Here is a 15,420-nt window from a genome sequence, read left to right on the forward strand (position 1 = left end):
CGGAATAATCCGCGCGGTTTTTACCCGTCCCGAGCCGGAAATATTTTTCCCGGGTTCATGATATTGTCGGGATCAAGCGCCTTTTTCACCGCCTCCATAAAGGTCAGCGCTGCCCCTAGCTCCTTGGCCAGGTATGACCGCTTTCCTTGCCCGATCCCATGTTCCCCGGTACAGGTTCCCTCCATCTCGATCGCAAGGTCATTCAACCACCCAACAAACCCGTCCGCCTTGGCCACTTCGTCGGCGTTTTCCATATCGATCAACAGCAAGGTGTGAAAATTACCGTCCCCTACATGCCCGACAATCGGCGCCAAAAGCTCAAGTTCCTTGGCCTTGTTCCGGGTCGCAGTCACGCATTCTGCCAGTCGCGAGATCGGTACGCAAACATCGGTTGATATGCCCCGCGCACCGGGGCGCAACTGCAAGCTGGCCCAATACATATCATGGCGTGCCTGCCAGAGTTTGTTGCGTTCTTCGGTTGTCGAAGTGGCCGCGAAATCTGTGCCGCCGAACTCTTCGGCGATCTGACCAAATGTCTCAGCCTGCTCGACCGCACCACCAGTCGATCCATGAAACTCCAATAGCAAAAGCGGGGTTTCCGGTAAGGCCAGTCCCGAATAGGCGTTTGCGGCCTTCACCGACACCTCGTCCAACAACTCGATCCGGGCCACGGGAACGCCGTACTGGATCGTCATCATTACAGCCTGACATGCCGCGTCGACAGAAGGAAAAACACAACGCGCCGAGGTGATCGCTTCGGGGATGCCTTGCAGACGCAGAGTGAGTTCTGTGATGATGCCCAGCGTGCCCTCTGCGCCTACCATCAGGCGGGTCAAGTCATACCCGGCCGACGACTTTCTGGCCCGCTGCCCGGTCCGGATGATTTGCCCGTCCGGCATCACGGCCTCAAGGCTAAGGATATTGTCCTTCATCGTGCCATAGCGCACCGCATTGGTTCCCGAGGCACGGGTCGCCGCCATACCGCCCAGCGAGGCGTTCGCACCGGGATCAATCGGAAAGAACAGACCCTGATCACGCAGATGAGTGTTCAGCTCCTCTCGCGTTACACCTGGTTGCACGACACAATCCAAATCACCGGAATGAACGGCCAGTACCTTGTTCATCTGAGACAGATCGACCGAAATGCCACCGGCTGGCGCGTTCACATGCCCTTCCAGCGAGGTTCCGGTGCCAAAGGCAATCACAGGGACCTTATGCGTGGCGCAGGCCTTGACGATTTCCGAGACTTCCTGGGTCGAATGCGGAAACACCACTGCATCAGGGGGCTGGTTTTCGATCCATGTGGTCGTATGCCCGTGCTGCTCGCGGATCGCCTGACCCGCTTGCAAACGGTCGCCGAATTTCTGTTTCAGAATGCCGACGACCGTTTCAATCCCCGCCTCGTTTCGCCGAAGCGACTTTGCTTGCACCATGCTTTCCCTTTCTGACTGGCCGCTAGACTACTCGCCCAGCGCAATGCCCTCACGTCGCGGATCGGCACCGCCTGTCAGCATGTCCCCGATCTCGATGGCATGAAGACCTGATGTCAAATCACGCGCGTTGACCTCATAGCCAAGCTCGGTCAGCGCATCCGAAAGCCCTTCGGCCCCGGTGCCCTGTTCCACGTCGAACGTGCCGAAACGATTGACCAGATGCGGCAGTGCCAAGGCCTGTTGCACATCCATATCCCAATCTGCCCAGGCGATGATCGACTTGGCAACATAGCCGATAATCCGGCTTCCGCCCGGCGACCCGATGGCCAGAACCGGTGCACCGTCCTGCATCACAATGGTCGGGCTCATGGATGAGCGCGGACGCTTGCCCGGTTCCAGACGGTTGGCAATCGGAACGCCATCACTGTGGGTTTTGAACGAGAAATCCGTCAGCTCATTGTTCAGCAAGAACCCGTTGGTCATCAGCCGCGATCCAAAGCCGTTTTCGATCGTCGTGGTCATGGACAGCACATTGCCAAACTGGTCCACGATCGAAATATGCGAGGTCGACGGAAGTTCCAGCGAGATATCATCCGCCCAGTTCGAGGCATGGTCAAATTCGGGATTCCCCGGAACGGCGTCGATCAATGCGGCCTCACCGCTCAGCAACGCGCCCCGTTCGGACAAATAGGCAGGATCGACCAGCCCCTGTGTCGGCATCGGGACAAAATCATGGTCAGCCATATAGCGCCCACGGTCGGCAAAAGCCAAACGCGAAGCATCCCCGATCAGCCGCCAGGATCTGATATCTTCGGGGCCTGACGCTGCCAGATCATAGCCGTTCAACATGCCCAGAATCTGCCCGACCGTCAGCGCCCCTGAGGATGGCGGGCCCATTCCGCAGACTTCATAAACGCGGTAGGTGGCGCAGACGGGGTCACGTTCGATGACCTGATAAAGCGCCAGATCTGTACCAGACAGCACGCCCGGATTCCCAGGCGCGCTGCGAACCGCGCTGACGATCCCGGCGGCAATCTCTCCTCCGTAGAATCCAGCTGATCCTTCCGCAGCCATGATGCGCAGCGTTTCCGCATAGGCCGGGTTCGTCAACCGCTGCCCCTGTGCAAGCGGCTGTCCTTCCGGCAGGAAATACGCGGCTGTCTCGGGAAATCGCGACAGGCGTTCCGCGTCATTCTCAACAAGGCTGGCCAATCGAGGGGAAACCAAAAAACCCTCATCAGCCAACGTAATGCCGTCAGAAAACAGGCCGGGCCACGGACTGCGGCCCCAGCGGCGATGCGCCTCTTCCAACAAAGCCGGGGTGCCGGGTGTGCCGACAGAAAGTCCCCCGACAACCGCATCAAAGAATTTCAGCGGTTCGCCATTCTCGTCCTGAAACAGACGATGAGTGGCCTCAAGCGGGGCGGATTCACGTCCGTCCAGTGTTGTCAGTTTGCCAGAGGCCGCATCATACCAGACCAGAAATGCACCACCACCAAGGCCTGAGGATTGCGGCTCGACCAAACCAAGTACAACCTGCACGGCAACCATCGCATCAGCCGCCGAACCGCCTGCCCGCAGCACCTTGGCCCCGGCCTCAACCGCCAGAGGGTTGGCCGCGGCCACCATCCAGTTCTGCGACGTCACGGGTTCACCGGCCAATTTCGCTTCGAGTGAGGCTATGACTTCTGCGGTCAGGCCTTGAACCTGCCCGTCAGTACCACCCTCAGGTGCAACCGCATCCGCAGCTTCCTGAGAGGCCAACGGCCCGGCAAAGGTCATGGTTGCCAAAAGCAATCCCGAAATCAGACTTCGTTTCATAGTATCCTCCTGAAAAATTGACTTTGTATCGTCCGGCCACCAAGCCGCGTACTATAACATGGACGGAACAACCTGGTCCGGTGGTCGGTGGCCGTCTTCGAATGTCTTGATATTTATGATAACTTTTTCGCCCATTTCGATCCGCCCCTCAAGCGTGGCAGATCCCATATGCGGCAACAGAACCACGTTCGGCAACTGCCGTAGGCGAGGGTTCACCTTCGTTCCGTGTTCATAAACGTCAAGACCTGCACCTGCGATATCGCCTGACCGGATTTGGCGGGTTAGCGCGTTTTCATCGACCACTTCGCCACGTGACGTATTGACGAGCACTGCACTCGGCTTCATCAGCTTTAGCCGCCGGGCATTCATCAGGTGGAAAGTCGAAGGCGTAGACGGGCAGTTGACCGAGATCACATCCATCCGTGCGACCATCTGATCAAGGCTTTCCCAATAGGTCGCCTCAAGCTCTTGCTCTGTCTCCGGTCTCAACCTACGACGGTTGTGGTAATGTATCTGCATTCCGAAGGCACTGGCACGACGGGCAACCGCCTGACCAATCCGGCCCATCCCCAAAATGCCAAGACGCCGCCCACCGATCCGCCCACCCAGCAACGCGTTGGGTGACCATCCTTGCCAGTCCCCTTTTTGCATGACGGACAGCCCCTCGGGGATGCGGCGGGTCACGGCCAATATCAGCGCCATGGTCATATCCGCAGTATCGTCGGTCAGCACTCCGGGCGTATTCGACACAAGGATGCCGCGCTGACGGGCGGTTGCGACATCGATATTGTCAACCCCTGCCCCATAGTTAGCGATCAGTCGCAGCCTTTCACCCGCCCGCCCCAGCAATCCGCCATCAATCGAGTCTGTAACCGTTGGTACAAGTACATCCGCTTCTTGTACGGCCGCTACAAGCTCTTCTCGGGTCATGGGTGCGTCGTCCGCACGCAACCGGACATCGAAAAGCTCGCTCAATCGGGTTTCAACAGCCTCGGGCAACCGTCGCGTAACGACAACACTCAGACGTTCTCTAGGCACCTGTGTACTCCCACTGCTTTGCAAACTTTCGCGCGTCATGGCATCGTGGCGCAGGATAAGGCGGGGCACAAGAACCCCTGGGCATTGATCCAACCTTTTTTCGAAGCAAAATTAACAGGCATAAGAGCAGACTGTCAGTGAGTGTTCTCCTACCAGTAAATCGCCGGATTCTCGCGCTTTTTTCAGTAATTTTGCTTGTGCTTGGTCCCTTTGTGGCCAGCGCACAGGATAAGCGCGGCCAAGTCACGAATCTGCCTTTGCCACGGTATGTTTCCATGAAAGCGGCCGAGGGAAACGTGCGCAGAGGACCATCCCTGTCGCATCGAATCGACTGGGTGTTCAAACGGCGCGGGATGCCTTTGCAGGTGACGGCGGAATATGGCAACTGGAGAAAGGTTCAGGACCGCGATGGCGCAGGGGGTTGGGTCCATTACGCCTTGTTGTCTGGCGTTCGCACAGTACTAATCGAATCCGACTTGCTGCCGGTCTATTCCAACCCGGACCCAAACTCGCAGGTCAGTGCGCGGTTTGAAACCGGCGTTGTCGCGCGGCTTGGAACCTGCACGATCGAGTGGTGTCGCATCTCTGCAGGTGGATATCGTGGCTGGGCCCTGAAATCCAACCTTTGGGGCGTCGATCCCTCAGAGATTCGCGAGTAGCGCTGATCTCAGAGCAACCGGCAATGAAGTTCCCGATCCGCCACTCTCGAACTTGCTTATTCTTGTTATCTGCTTCGGCATTGGGCGGCCCTACGTAAGCAGGAGGCGCAACAAAGGGGTGCAGCGCCAGAAAGACCACATTCGCGACTGCCACTCGCCCTCGTTAAACCAATCGAAAACCTGCTTCCTGTCCGCCTGCCAGACGAATCCTCGCCCGGCCCAGCCGTTCAACATCTGTCCGCAGAGTCATGCTTCTTTGGCGGAAGAGCCAATTCACAGCCGTTGCCGTCAAACCATGTTCAACACCTTCGGGCAGGAAGAGGTGCTGCTAACATGACCCGTGAAAGATGCTCTGAATTTTTTTTATAACTGGCCTAATTTTTTTGCCTGAAAGCTCTTGAACCCTACCAACAACAATCGTAGATAGCGCCTCACCGTTGGGGTGTAGCCAAGTGGTAAGGCAGCAGTTTTTGGTACTGTGTATCGTAGGTTCGAATCCTACCACCCCAGCCAGTTCATCAGATCATAAAACGACAACAGGCTCTTGGGGCTAAACCCTCCGAGAAATGCCCCCGTTTATGCCCCAGCCACCCGAACCACCCGTTAACAATCATAGCGGGTTCTGCGGGGGTGCCCCTCCCACGTTGCGGGAGGAACGGGTTAGCTGTTCCGAAGTCGAGGTTTCTGCATAGCCACGGGTCTATAGCATATCCCAATCGACCCCGTTCGCCTGCCGGTCACTCTCATCCTCAAGGTTATCACGGCGGTCATAACCAACCGAACCTCTCACCCGTCCACCAGCGACCTGAATCCGGCTTCAGTTGAAGTTCCTCTGATACCACAAGCTTACTGTCCAGAATCGGCTTGTTGAACTTCCCGGTCAGCTTGGCAACGCTGTTTTGCGTGATCGAGTTTTCTTCCCCGAACAGCTTGGTGATCAGGGTGCAGAGGGTGCATTTACCTGTCCCTTTATATCGGGAGTAAAAGAACAAAGCCCAAGCTAGTTTCTCAGCCTCATTCTGAAGACCCCACGAAACCCAATCCTTGACGACGCGGCGGTCAGCCTCGTGGCCGAAGATACGCTCAAGAAACCGATCGAACATAGTCGTGTCAGCGTCGGCCACTGCAAGGTCGCGATAGGCCGGTTCATTCCAAGCGTTGAGAGCAACTGTATCGCCCTCAGGTATGATCGGCTCTTTGATGTCGGGGCGGCATTTCGTAGTTCCGTTCCATATCCGAACATTCTGGCTAGGATCATCGTGGATTTCTTCGAAAGCCCGCTGAAACACCGCTCGCACATGGCCTGGAGTAAACTCCATCGTGGGGTAGTTGCTCCGCATCCTACCCAAGCAGATACGTTTGGCCTCCGCCTGCGACAGAGGATGTGAGGGACGTTCAGGTAGATAGAACTGATTTTTATAGCGGACAACCCACTTGCTGATCTGCCGAGCAAGTAATGCCACGTCCTTTTCGATATCAGTTGCCGCCTCAGGTAGAGTTGGGGCGTTCCGGATCACACGGTAGCAAGGTCGACAATACGGACAAAGTGGGTGTTCAAGGAACCTTTTAAAGTGCCTTTTCAATGAACTTTGAAAAAAGCTCACCCTGCGAATTGATCCTAAGTTTCGCGTAAATGTTGCGTCTGTGGATGCGGACTGTGCCTGGAGAGATGCCGAGAATTGTGCCGACAGCTTCTGCCGAATGGCCCTTCAATGTGAACTCAACAACTTCTCGTTCTCGTGGTGTCAGAACGCCATCGCCAAATGCCTGGAATGCTAGATCGACGCGACGACTAACGCCATTCGCTGCGGCGCCGCGGGCCATCGATGGAAAGTCACTCCAATGTTTGCAACAGGCTGCCCGAACGAGCGGCCATAGAGCGTGCAAATGGCGAATTTCCTTGGCGGAAAAAGGCTTCTCTGCTCGCATGAGCGAGACCACAACCATCCCAGCGCCTGGGATATCGATAAAGTAGCCAATTTCCTCTGCTAACCCAGTCCTTTTGTAATAGCTGCGATAGTATTCGCCCTGATAGAACCTGTCCGGTGCGATATCGCGCATGCGGTACAGACCCGGTGTTATCGGTTTTGTCGCGGCCAAAAAAAATGGATCAAGTACGTAGGGCCCGGCTTGGTAGTCCTCAACAAAAATACGCCGTTTGCTTTTGGGGAAATCGTCGTGAAGGTCTATTGGTGCTTCGGTTCCGACATGGCCAAACACTACAGTAAAATCGAATGGCGCGACCTGCCGTAAGCCATCTGCTAAAACACAGGGAAACTCTGGGGTTCCGATCTTCTCCACGACCCTGCCGGCCTCCTCCATCCAATCGTACACACGCAGCTCCAGATTTTCGAAAAGCACCCCTATACCCCAATTGTGGTATATACAGTTATTCCGAGTTATTGTTACTTTTTCCTTGTTTGAGTGGTATGCCAGTAAATGCCAAAAAATCAAGCAAAAGGAAAACGGCAGTATATGAGCTTTGACATGAGCGTCACCATGCAGACGATTGCGGAACTCCGAGGAGTGACCAAGACCTTCGGGAATGTGGTCGCTGCCAAAGACCTGAATCTTTCCATTGGGAAAGGAGAGTTCCTGTCATTCTTAGGCCCATCTGGTTGCGGCAAAACCACTGCACTTAGAATGCTGGCAGGTTTCGAGAAGCCAACCGAAGGTCAGGTGTTGCTCGATGGAGAAGTCGTCAACGACTTGGATGCGCACCATCGCCCAGTCAACATGGTGTTTCAGCACTACGCTCTTTTTCCTCACCTGAGTGTGTTCGACAACATCGCGTACGGCCTGCGCCAACAACGACCACGCGTAGACAAACAAACAATCGCGACAAAGGTTGAGCAAGCGCTGGAAACTGTCCGTCTTGGTGGATTTGGCCCACGTCGCATCTGGGAGATGTCTGGTGGTCAGCAGCAACGCGTCGCTTTGGCGCGTGCGATCGTAAACGAGCCCAAGCTTTTGCTGCTCGATGAACCAATGGCTGCTCTGGATCGAAAGCTTCGAAAAGAAATGCAGTTTGAACTTCAGAACCTGCAACGACAACTAGGAATAACTTTTGTCCTCGTCACGCACGACCAAGAAGAAGCGCTTTCAATGTCCGACCGAATTTGTGTGATGGAAGGCGGCAGTATTGTGCAGGTAGGCAGCCCACGTGAACTCTATGACATGCCCCGCAGCCGCTATGTGGCAGGATTTGTAGGCACCTCGAATTTCTTTGATGCAACCGTAACTGACGCAGCAGCCGAGCAAATCACTGTGCGTTTAGCGAGTGGCCAAAAGGTGCACGGAACTCCGGAGATCCCAATCGATGTAGGGCAGGTAGTGTGCGTCAGTATCCGTCCTGAACAGATCACGCTGACCCGCGCGCTACCCGCAGCTGAAATCGCTCTGCCAGTTACCATTCAAAATCGGATCTTCCTTGGGGAGCACACAGAATACCTTGCGCGCAACGAAGCACTGGGTGATTTCCACGTACTTGTGCCAAGGCAAGCGGAATTGAACGAGGGGACGTTCAATGCGGGAGAGCAGGCCTTTGTTTCATGGGGCGAAGGCGCACTGCTGATCCTGGAAAATTAACAAATCCCGCAATCCAACAACAGAGAGGTTCACAATGACCAAGGATAATGGGACTATTTCCAAGCAAAAGTTCATGGAAGAGCTTCGCCGGTACCAAAAGGGTTCGGTCACACGGCGACATTTTTTGGGCGTGACAGGTCTTGGGATGGCAACGGCCGTTCTGGGCACGGCTATGCCTGGGTTGCGTCCACGCCCGGCATTTGCTGCCGGAGACATTGGCGACCGAGTGATCCTCGCCACGTGGCCGAACTACCATGACGAGATGAACTTCGAAGCCTTCACGGAAGCCACTGGCGCTCATGTTCAGGTCAATGTTTTTGGCTCGAACGAAGAGATGTTGGCAAAACTGCAGGCAGGTGGGTCTGGTTGGGACGTTTTCGTACCGACGAACTACACGATCACTACGTATGTGGGCGAAGATCTGATCATCCCGCTCGATACGTCCAAACTGCCAAACTACGACGCAGGTTCATTCGAACAACGCTTTTCGGATGCCGGCTCTGTCGATGGCCAACTTTACGCGGTGCCGAAAAACTGGGGCACGACCGGCTTTGCAGTGAATACTAGCAAGCTTGACGGCGCTCCGACTCCAACCACATGGAAAGAGTTCTGGGACCTTACTATGGAAGGTTACTCAGGTCGGACAATGGTGCATGATTACCAACTCACCACCATCGGTAATGCCCTGAAATACTTCGGCTACTCCTTCAACTCGGTCGATGAGAAGGAACTGGCCGATGCCGAGAAATTGTTGCTGGATGCTAAACCGCATCTGTTTGCAATCTCGTCGGACTATCAGCCACCGATGCGTAACGGTGACGCCTGGATGACGATGTGCTGGACAGGTGACGGCAAGCAGATGAATGTCGACATGCCTGAAATCGCCTACGTTCTGGGAGCTGAGGGCGGTGAACTCTGGTCCGACTACTACGCTATTCCTAAGGGCGCACCCCATATGGATGCCGCTTATGCCTTGATCGACTTCCTGCTGAACCCGGAAGTTAATGCGAAAGAAGTCCTCGCTCATGGCTATCCATCGGCTGATGCTCGCACCAATGCGTTGCTGCCGAAGGAATTGCTGGAAGATCCGATCCTTTATCCGGCAGCTGACCTTCTGAGTGCGCTCGAGTTCGGCGCGGCGGCTACGCTAACCGATCCAAACCGTGCCGAGTTGCTCGCCCGCTTCAAGTCGGCCTAAGCGGCAAGGCCGCCAATATCGGAAAAGACGAGGACAATATGACCGAACGAGGCAGAAAAGCACTGTTGCTGGCACCGGCAGGAATATGGCTTTTGGTAATGCTTGCCCTTCCTCTGCTGGTCGTCTTCGTCTTTTCCTTTGGCGAACGGGGTGCCGCCGGAGGCTATGTTCCAGCGTTCACGTTGGAACAATATGCCAACCTTCCTGCGCGATGGACGGCGTTTAAGAACACTTTGATCCTTGCACCTCTGGGGACTATCGCTGCGTTGGTAATTGCCTACCCGCTCGCCTACTTTCTTGCGGTGCGTTGTTCACCAAAGTGGAGAACTTCGCTGTTGATCCTGGTGATCGTGCCGTTCTGGACATCGATCCTGATCCGGTCATACGCATGGATTTTCATCCTTGGGGGGCGTGGCTTGCCCGCTTTACTGGAGTCGATCGGCATCGATGATGTCCGCCTGATAAATACGCCGTTCGCCGTGCTTGTGGGGATTGTCTATGGGTATCTACCTTTGATGGTTTTCCCAATTTTTGTAAGCTTGGACAAACTGGATAAACGCCTTCTGGAAGCCTCGGCTGATCTCGGCTCTACCCCATGGCGTACGTTCCGTCAGGTGACACTTCCTTTGTCGGTACCTGGTATCGCAACTGGCTGCATGCTGGTCTTCATCTTGCTGATGGGCGAGTTTCTGATCCCAGCGATCTTAGGTGGCGGAAAGGTCTTTTTCGTCGGAAATGCGCTGGTGGACCTGTTCCTGCAGTCTCGAAACTGGGCGTACGGATCGGCGGTCGCAATGACTCTGGTTGTCGTAATGCTTGTCACTGTCTCAATTTACATGAAATTCATCTCGCGTCTGGGTGGCCAGCGCGAAGATGTCTCGCTGATGTGAGGATCCGATGCGCTTATACGCGATTTGCGTCTACCTTTTTCTCTATATTCCCATCGGCATCATCGCGCTTTTCAGCTTCAATGCCGGACGACACGCAAGCCAGTTCATGGGTTTCTCGACCCAATGGTATGGCAAAGCGCTCAACAACCCATTTGTTATGGACGCGCTCGAGACCAGTCTGCTTGCAGCATTCATAACTGCTTGCCTCGCATCCACTCTCGGAACCATGGCTGCCATCGCTTTACAAGGGGTTAAGGGATGGCTCCGAACTTTGTTCGACGCGATGATTTATGTTGCGATAATGATACCCGGTATCGTCATCGGTATCGCGACGCTCATTGCCTTGGTTACCGTATTCGGCTGGCTTAACCCAGTTCTTGCCAGCCTATGGCCCGATGGAGCAAATCCCCCGCAACTTTCCATGGGGATGCCCACGCTTGTCGCTGCGCACACCATGTTCACAATGGCGCTGGTCATAATCATCGTACGTGCAAGGCTATCGGGTATGGACCGCGCGCTCATGGAAGCTTCGGCGGACCTCTTTGCGACGCCCTGGGGCACCTTTCGGCAGGTGACACTGCCGTTGATAGCCCCGGCAATTTTGGCGGGCTTCCTGCTCAGCTTCACTTTCTCATTTGATGATTTCATCATCGCGTTCTTCGTAGCTGGCTCAGAAACAACCCTGCCAATCTACATATTCTCATCCATCCGGCGCGGCGTAACGCCCGAGATCAATGCCATAGGCACTATGGTTATGGGCGCGTCGCTCTTGCTTCTCGTTACAGCGCAACTTCTTTTGCGCCGAGGCGCCTCAAAATCGAATAGTTAAATAAAGGAGCCAAGTGACATGCGGCTTGCAGGTAAAGTCGCGCTCGTGACGGGCGCGGGATCAGGAATTGGTCGGGCGGGTTCAATGGCAATGGCGCAAGAGGGTGCGCATGTCATGGTAACGGATCGCGATGCAACACTTGCTGACGCCACTGTGGCCGAGATCATTGCACAGGGAAATCAAGCATCTGCCTTACAGCTTGATGTAACCGATGACGATGCCCTTACCAAAACCATAGACGAAGCAGTTAAAAACTTCGGTCGGCTTGACGTGTTGCACTCTCATGCTGGGTTACAGATCGAAGGAACGCTGGAAGAAGTGGAACCGGTTGGAATGGATGCTTCTTGGGCATTGAACGTCCGCGCCCACTTCATTGCCGCGCGTGCAGCCGTCCCCCATATGAAATCACAAGGTGGAGGCAGCGTGATCGTCACTGCTTCCAATTCTGGCGTTCAATACGACCGGGGTATGATCGCCTATGCGACCACAAAGCACGCAGCTGTTGCGATGGTCCGGCAGATGGCAGCCGATTACGCTGTCCATGCAATCCGTTTCAATGCCCTTTGTCCAGGATTTGTGGACACCCCCTTCAATGCAGGCTTCGAGAAGCAGATGGGTGGCCGTGCCAAACTGGAAAGCTACATCGAGCAGGCGATCCCTATGAGCCGGTGGGCGACAGTTGAAGAGATTGGCCATGGGATCGTCTATCTAGCTTCAGATGAATCCGCTTTTATGACTGGGCAAGCCTTGGTTATCGATGGCGGTGAATGCATTTAGTGATGGGTTGGACCACTCAAGAGAATGTCGATCGCCGCACTTCATTTTTTGCGAGCACATTTCAGTCCGCTTTGGGCTCAGCTCGGCCCGTTGCTCGCGCGGCAATACCGTTGTGATCGGCTGATCGAGACCGGCCATAGGAGGATCGGGGCAAGTCTTTGATCTTGTGTCATGTCGTTCAATGCACGGACGTTGGGAAATCAGGAGCCATAGTTCGCGCTTCAGGCGGCGAAACCAGGGAGTGAGCCCAAATTGTCGAATACTGCGGAGCCGTGTTAATGTCTGCATACGATGCTCTGGAAGCCAAAATGACCAAACAACCCAGTCAAGTGAACGATGAAAGACCCGCCATTCTCTGTGTTGCAGGCTTTGGTGACAATGCGAGCATGTTTGAAGGTTTGGCTGACACCCACCTCGCCAACAGCTATCGTTTGCTACCCATCAATCTTCCGGGATTTGGCGCTCAGCCTCTGGCAAAGGCAACAACTCTTGAAGCACTTGCACAAACCGTCGCCGACAAAGCGATCAAGCACGGAGCTGAGATCATTGTCGCTCATTCGGTTGCTTCAATCATAGCCTCCCTGGCCGCCAAAAGGGCCTACTGTCCTTTGACAACCATTATTTCTCTAGAGGGTAATATCACCGCCGAGGATGCCTATTTTTCTGGAACTGCCGCGGACTACAGTGATCCGGTTGCGTTTCGTGCAGCTTTTCTTGAGCGGCTTGATGAAATGGCGAAAACGGCACCAATCATCCGACGGTATCGTAATGAAGTATCGAAGGCCGATACTCTGGCGCTGTGGCAACTCGGCACCGACGCACGGCATTTTTCAGCAGGCTGCGTGCCCGGCGAGCTTTTGCAAAGCGCGGCAAATGTGATTTATCTCTACAATCCTGACAACTGTCCGGACAGCACCGTCCGGTGGCTGGAAGAAAACAAGATGGATCGGATTATTCTCGAAAACGCCACTCACTGGGCGAGCGTAGATCAGCCCAAAAGGCTTGCGGAAATGATTGCTGAGGCACTCCACCGATAGGCGAACGCAGCCGTTCACAATTGGATAGATGAAAGTTGGCTTTGTATTGGATTTCCGCAAGAAACGGGTCGCGGTGTCGCGGTCACGTAAGCTAATCCGTTAGGTAATAGTTAGTGACGGATTCAGAAGACATGACAAACCAACCCATGCCAGCAATGGATTTAACAGCCGGCGTCATGCTGCTTTTGCTCGCCGCGGTTTGGGGCGGGTCGTTCTTTTTTGGTGAAGTAGCCCTGTCAGAGGTGCCACCACTTACAATTACATTGCACAGGGTTTTTTGGGCGGTTCCTATTCTTGCGCTAATCGTCATATTCAAAGGACTGAGTGTTCCACGCACCCCTCGGGCATGGGGCGCTTACCTCGTAATGGGGGCGCTCAATAATGCCATTCCGTTCTCGCTGATCTTCCGGGGGCAAACGCAAATCGACAGCGGGCTGGCTTCAATCCTAAATGCAACGACAGCAATGTTTGCAGCGGTCGTGGCGGGTTTGCTTCTTAAGGACGAGCCCTTGACTCCGAAGAAGATAGCAGGTGCTGCACTGGGTATTTTGGGGGTGGCCTTCATTATGGGGCCAAGCGCATTGACCGAGTTCAATCCGAGCAATCTGGCACAGCTGGCTATTCTTGGGGCGACGCTCTCTTATGCATTTGCCGGTGTATGGGGCAGGACTGCTCTTTCGGACCAACCACCGCTGGTGAATGCGCTTGGTATGCTGATCGGCAGCACAGTGCTTATGATCCCGATTGTTCTCGTGATGGATGGCCCCCCAAACTTGGCTCTGTCTTCTGGCGTATGGGCTGCGCTTCTTGGGATGGCCGCACTATCAACAGCACTGGCCTATGTTCTCTATTTCGCAATCCTTGCGCGCGCAGGTGCTGCCAACCTTCTTTTGGTAACCTTACTGATTCCACCGTTCGCTATCGGCCTTGGCGTTTCATTCCTGGGTGAAAAGATGGAGCCAGAGGCTTGGGTCGGGTTCGCCATCATTGCCCTTGGCTTTGCTGTAACCGACGGCCGGCTTTTCTCCCGCTTTGTCAGGCGCAAGCCCCAACAAGCAGAATGAGGCGCTTTCTAGAATACTATTGACCACCACATTACGGAGTGACGATCCTCGCCGTCACCAACTGACCCGGCCAAGCGTCGGGTCTATTTTTGAGTAGCGGACACCCCCAACCCGCCAGCACCAGCGACCCCCGTCAGCCCCCGGAACGAGACTCGCCAGCGGTCGTCTCAGCACCAGTGGGCGGGTCTCTAGTGGTCTCGCAGCGGCCTCTCTAGCGGTCAGAAATGCCCCGTGCTCACTCGTCCTTTGTCCTCGTTTCGCGCTTCGCAAAATGCCCCCGAAACCTCCCCAGTTTCTCGGAGGGTTTAGCCCCAAGAGCCTGTTGTCGTTCTATGATTGCGAATTAACCATAAGCGTGCAAATTTCACTCGGTTCGTGCAAATCGATGTCAATAAGTTTGTCTACTCACACTGCGTCGAAGATCTACCACCATCTGTGCATTTCTATTGAAAGCGCAGAACACTAGTTTTCCTCAGATAATTGCTGCTGGCTTTTTGTATCGAGCCTCGGGTGGTTGATGCAAAGGCCGCTTCTAGGGTTCGCTCCAGATTTGTTGGTTCCGTTCCCAGATCTTCTCGCCAATCAGGCAGTCATAGTCTGAGGGTGAGGTGTATTGCGCCTTCATAACCTCTCCTGTTGCTGGCGCTGACGCAATTTCCAGTACCAATTTTCGTCGTACGGCCTCCGCAAAGCCCTGCTAGTCAAGCACCGGGATTACGAATGAACCAGGTCCGCCTGTCACACAGTTCTGGTAGTAGACGTCAAGATCGTCGAAGTGCCACTGACTCCCCATACCTTCTTGGGTCATCAGCGGTAACCCATTTATAATAATCGACTTCGACAATACTGCCTCACGGGCCCGCAAAACCGGGCGGAAGTTGCGAAACATCAGCCGCGACAGCTGGTGAGGTCCAAACAAGGCCCGAAGCAAGTACAATCGCGGAAACCAAACCTTTCGACTGGCGCACTATTTGGGAAGCTGGTTGGTGGGTGGCATTAATTGCACTGATCATACCTGTAGTCCCCGTATTCCAGCCAGTTTGCCGAGCCTTCTTTAAAAATCAGAAATTCGGACCTGTCTTCCCC

The 15,420-nt window shown here is 54.8% G+C and carries 14 protein-coding genes and 1 tRNA gene; 9 read left to right on the top strand and 6 right to left on the bottom strand.

What is annotated here, in order from left to right; all coding sequences use genetic code 11:
- Positions 1-20: 20 nt before the first annotated feature.
- Genes AC2FHW_RS18440 through AC2FHW_RS18450 form a run of 3 tightly spaced genes read right to left on the bottom strand, consistent with a single transcriptional unit; the run spans position 21 to position 4,292 of the window.
- The gene (locus AC2FHW_RS18440; RefSeq protein ID WP_496708354.1) at positions 21-1,433 is read right to left on the bottom strand and encodes an FAD-binding oxidoreductase; all 1,413 of its coding nucleotides are present in this window, start codon (positions 1,431-1,433) and stop codon (positions 21-23) included.
- 27 nt (positions 1,434-1,460) lie between these two features.
- Positions 1,461-3,254 carry a gamma-glutamyltransferase gene (gene ggt, locus AC2FHW_RS18445; protein ID WP_271952571.1) on the bottom strand — a complete coding sequence of 598 codons (1,794 nt, stop codon included), beginning with the start codon at positions 3,252-3,254 and terminating at the stop codon, positions 1,461-1,463.
- Between the two features lie 51 nt (positions 3,255-3,305).
- On the bottom strand, positions 3,306-4,292 hold the full coding sequence (locus AC2FHW_RS18450; protein ID WP_281973630.1) for a 2-hydroxyacid dehydrogenase: 987 nt from the start codon (positions 4,290-4,292) through the stop codon (positions 3,306-3,308).
- 137 nt (positions 4,293-4,429) lie between these two features.
- Here AC2FHW_RS18450 and AC2FHW_RS18455 point away from each other — a divergent pair, with 137 nt between their 5' ends.
- Complete coding sequence (locus tag AC2FHW_RS18455) at positions 4,430-4,951, top strand: SH3 domain-containing protein (protein ID WP_142638974.1); 522 nt, start codon at positions 4,430-4,432, stop codon at positions 4,949-4,951.
- Between the two features lie 438 nt (positions 4,952-5,389).
- Positions 5,390-5,464 (top strand) — tRNA-Gln (locus AC2FHW_RS18460).
- Positions 5,465-5,718: 254 nt separating this feature from the next.
- On the opposite strand, the gene AC2FHW_RS18465 is transcribed toward AC2FHW_RS18460, so the two are convergent.
- Both AC2FHW_RS18465 and AC2FHW_RS18470 read right to left on the bottom strand, forming a co-directional pair.
- Positions 5,719-6,270 carry a primase-helicase family protein gene (locus AC2FHW_RS18465; protein WP_142638976.1) on the bottom strand — a complete coding sequence of 184 codons (552 nt, stop codon included), beginning with the start codon at positions 6,268-6,270 and terminating at the stop codon, positions 5,719-5,721.
- Positions 6,271-6,517: 247 nt separating this feature from the next.
- Positions 6,518-7,273, bottom strand: coding sequence for a helix-turn-helix transcriptional regulator (locus AC2FHW_RS18470; RefSeq protein WP_246097276.1), 756 nt, complete (start codon positions 7,271-7,273; stop codon positions 6,518-6,520).
- Positions 7,274-7,438: 165 nt separating this feature from the next.
- Here AC2FHW_RS18470 and AC2FHW_RS18475 point away from each other — a divergent pair, with 165 nt between their 5' ends.
- From AC2FHW_RS18475 to AC2FHW_RS18505, 7 genes are all read left to right on the top strand, one after another.
- The gene (locus tag AC2FHW_RS18475) at positions 7,439-8,539 is read left to right on the top strand and encodes an ABC transporter ATP-binding protein (protein ID WP_246097278.1); all 1,101 of its coding nucleotides are present in this window, start codon (positions 7,439-7,441) and stop codon (positions 8,537-8,539) included.
- Positions 8,540-8,573: 34 nt separating this feature from the next.
- Positions 8,574-9,737 carry an ABC transporter substrate-binding protein gene (locus AC2FHW_RS18480; RefSeq protein WP_142638980.1) on the top strand — a complete coding sequence of 388 codons (1,164 nt, stop codon included), beginning with the start codon at positions 8,574-8,576 and terminating at the stop codon, positions 9,735-9,737.
- 38 nt (positions 9,738-9,775) lie between these two features.
- Positions 9,776-10,627, top strand: a complete 852-nt coding sequence (locus AC2FHW_RS18485) for an ABC transporter permease (protein ID WP_142638982.1) — start codon at positions 9,776-9,778, stop codon at positions 10,625-10,627.
- A 7-nt stretch (positions 10,628-10,634) separates the two neighbouring features.
- A complete protein-coding gene (locus AC2FHW_RS18490) occupies positions 10,635-11,456 on the top strand; it encodes an ABC transporter permease (RefSeq protein ID WP_142638984.1) in 822 nt (273 codons plus the stop codon).
- A gap of 18 nt (positions 11,457-11,474) precedes the next feature.
- Complete coding sequence (locus AC2FHW_RS18495; protein ID WP_142638985.1) at positions 11,475-12,233, top strand: SDR family NAD(P)-dependent oxidoreductase; 759 nt, start codon at positions 11,475-11,477, stop codon at positions 12,231-12,233.
- 278 nt (positions 12,234-12,511) lie between these two features.
- Positions 12,512-13,270 (top strand): alpha/beta fold hydrolase, encoded by a 759-nt coding sequence (locus tag AC2FHW_RS18500; protein ID WP_271952768.1) that lies wholly within the window; start codon positions 12,512-12,514, stop codon positions 13,268-13,270.
- A gap of 155 nt (positions 13,271-13,425) precedes the next feature.
- A complete protein-coding gene (locus tag AC2FHW_RS18505) occupies positions 13,426-14,334 on the top strand; it encodes a DMT family transporter (protein ID WP_496822424.1) in 909 nt (302 codons plus the stop codon).
- 697 nt (positions 14,335-15,031) lie between these two features.
- Here AC2FHW_RS18505 and AC2FHW_RS18510 read toward each other — a convergent pair.
- Positions 15,032-15,223: a DUF1194 domain-containing protein gene (locus AC2FHW_RS18510; protein ID WP_496679451.1), complete on the bottom strand. Its 192-nt coding sequence runs from the start codon at positions 15,221-15,223 to the stop codon at positions 15,032-15,034.
- Positions 15,224-15,420 lie beyond the last annotated feature (197 nt).

This window comes from Ruegeria sp. YTSA108 (genome assembly GCF_059610185.1).

What these genes read in the sequence shown, in the direction of transcription:
- AC2FHW_RS18500 (WP_271952768.1), top strand. Translation starts at nt 12,512, where the DNA reads ATGTCTGCATACGATGCTCTGGAAGCCAAAATGACCAAACAACCCAGT.
- AC2FHW_RS18470 (WP_246097276.1), bottom strand. Translation starts at nt 7,273, where the DNA reads ATGGAGGAGGCCGGCAGGGTCGTGGAGAAGATCGGAACCCCAGAGTTT.
- AC2FHW_RS18490 (WP_142638984.1), top strand. Translation starts at nt 10,635, where the DNA reads ATGCGCTTATACGCGATTTGCGTCTACCTTTTTCTCTATATTCCCATC.
- ggt (WP_271952571.1), bottom strand. Translation starts at nt 3,254, where the DNA reads ATGAAACGAAGTCTGATTTCGGGATTGCTTTTGGCAACCATGACCTTT.
- AC2FHW_RS18475 (WP_246097278.1), top strand. Translation starts at nt 7,439, where the DNA reads ATGAGCGTCACCATGCAGACGATTGCGGAACTCCGAGGAGTGACCAAG.
- AC2FHW_RS18505 (WP_496822424.1), top strand. Translation starts at nt 13,426, where the DNA reads ATGGATTTAACAGCCGGCGTCATGCTGCTTTTGCTCGCCGCGGTTTGG.
- AC2FHW_RS18465 (WP_142638976.1), bottom strand. Translation starts at nt 6,270, where the DNA reads ATGGAGTTTACTCCAGGCCATGTGCGAGCGGTGTTTCAGCGGGCTTTC.
- AC2FHW_RS18480 (WP_142638980.1), top strand. Translation starts at nt 8,574, where the DNA reads ATGACCAAGGATAATGGGACTATTTCCAAGCAAAAGTTCATGGAAGAG.
- AC2FHW_RS18485 (WP_142638982.1), top strand. Translation starts at nt 9,776, where the DNA reads ATGACCGAACGAGGCAGAAAAGCACTGTTGCTGGCACCGGCAGGAATA.
- AC2FHW_RS18440 (WP_496708354.1), bottom strand. Translation starts at nt 1,433, where the DNA reads ATGGTGCAAGCAAAGTCGCTTCGGCGAAACGAGGCGGGGATTGAAACG.
- AC2FHW_RS18495 (WP_142638985.1), top strand. Translation starts at nt 11,475, where the DNA reads ATGCGGCTTGCAGGTAAAGTCGCGCTCGTGACGGGCGCGGGATCAGGA.
- AC2FHW_RS18510 (WP_496679451.1), bottom strand. Translation starts at nt 15,223, where the DNA reads ATGTTTCGCAACTTCCGCCCGGTTTTGCGGGCCCGTGAGGCAGTATTG.